This window comes from Chromobacterium vaccinii (genome assembly GCF_000971335.1).
In the GTDB taxonomy this organism is placed as follows: domain Bacteria; phylum Pseudomonadota; class Gammaproteobacteria; order Burkholderiales; family Chromobacteriaceae; genus Chromobacterium; species Chromobacterium vaccinii.
The window spans coordinates 1-1,172 of the sequence record NZ_JZJL01000128.1 but is presented as its reverse complement, the minus strand read 5'-3'; the positions used below and the strand labels follow the sequence as shown (position 1 = coordinate 1,172).

The following is a 1,172-nucleotide window of genomic DNA, read 5'->3' as shown; positions in this document are numbered from 1 at the left end:
CTGGCCGCGCATGCCGTCGGCCGATGGTTTGAGCACCAGAGAGAGGTCGAACTTGGCGCTGACGCCGCTGGCCGGCAGCGGACGCGGTGTCACTTCCGGCAGCTCGAGACGGAAGTCCTCGGCGTCGCCGAGCGCGATCATCGCCTGGAACAACGGGGTGTGGCTGGGACTTCTCTCCGGCTGCAATTCCTCGATCAACTTCTCAAACGGCAGGTCCTGATGCGCGTCCGCTTCCAGCACCGCCTCCCTCACTTGCCGCAGCAGCGTTTCGAAGTCCCGCTCCGCGTCCAGCCGGGTTCTCAGCACCAGCGTGTTGACGAACAGGCCGACCACGCCCGCCGTCTCGCTTTGCTGGCGGCCCGCCACCGGATAGCCGATGCAGATGTCGTCCTGCCGGCTGTGGCGCTGCAGCAGGACATTGAACGCCGCAGCCAGGACCATGAACGGCGTGGCCTGCGCCCGGCGGCCGCACTGTTGCAGCGCCTCGACCAGTTCCAGGTCGATATCCATGGACACCACGGCCCCGCGGTGGCTCATCTGCGTCGGTCGCGGACGGTCCAGCGGCAGATCTAGATAGCCCGGCGCGCCTTCCAGCGTCCGCCGCCAGTACGCCAGTTGCCTCTCCAGCGCCTCTCCCCGCAGCCGGTCATGCTGCCAGGCGGCGTAATCAGCGTATTGGATCGGCAGTTCGTCCAGCGACGGCGCCGCGCCGCGCCGGCTGGCCCGATACGCTTCGCCCAGTTCGCGCACCAGCACCCGCATCGACCAGCCGTCGGCCACGATGTGGTGCAGGGTCAACAAAAACACGTGCATGTGCGGCCCCAGCCGCAGCAGGCCCGCCCGGATCAGCGGCCCCCGCTCCAGATCGAAGGGGCGCTCGGCTTCGGCCTGCACCCGCGCCAGCGCTTCAAACTCGGCCGCCGGCGACGCCGACAGGTCTTCCGTCTGCAGCCGCCAATCCCCCGGCGGGGCGATGGACTGCAGCAGTTCGTCGCCCTGCCGAACGAAGGTGGTCCGCAGCGATTCGTGCCGGTTCACCAGCGTTTCCAGGCTGCGCGCCAGCGCATCCTGGTCCAGCGGGCCTTCCAGCCGCCAGGCAGCCGCGATGTTGTACAGGGAGGTGCCCGGCTGGTATTGGTCGATGAACCATAGGCGCCGCTGCGCGAAAGAGG

At 68.5% G+C, this 1,172-nt stretch carries 1 protein-coding gene; it reads right to left on the bottom strand.

The window, feature by feature from the left end:
* Positions 1–1,172, bottom strand: a 1,172-nt coding sequence (locus tag VL52_RS22890; RefSeq protein WP_046159208.1) for a condensation domain-containing protein, incomplete at both ends; no start/stop codon positions are given.